General features: G+C 70.1%; 1 protein-coding gene. It reads left to right on the forward strand.

Going from position 1 to position 375, the window contains the following annotated elements; translation table 11 throughout:
- The coding region (locus H5407_RS23720; protein ID WP_220800777.1) for a condensation domain-containing protein at positions 1–375 on the forward strand (375 nt) is incomplete at both ends.

A 375-nucleotide genomic window follows, 5' to 3' on the forward strand; every position in this document is an offset into this window, starting at 1 on the left:
GCGCCATGACGTGCTGCGCACCGCGCTGCACTGGGAAGGCCTGGACGAGCCGGTGCAGGTGGTCTGGCGCGAGGCACCGCTGCTGCTGCAAGAGGACGCCCTCGACCCTGACAGCGACCAAGACGCCGCGACACAGCTGCGCGAACGCTGGGACCCGCGCCACACCCGGATCGAGCTGACCCAGGCACCGCTGATGCGGGCCCATGTGCTGCACGATGCCGCCCAGCAGCGCTGGCTGCTGCTGCTGTTGATGCACCACCTGGCGACGGACCACCAGGCGCTGGAGGTCATGCAGCAGGAGATCGCCCTGCTGCTGAGCGACCGGGGTCAGGACTTGCCCCCCGCACAGCCCTTCCGCAACTACGTGGCGCAGGC

The organism is Mitsuaria sp. WAJ17, from assembly GCF_014174515.1.
Taxonomy (GTDB): Bacteria; Pseudomonadota; Gammaproteobacteria; order Burkholderiales; family Burkholderiaceae_C; genus Roseateles_B.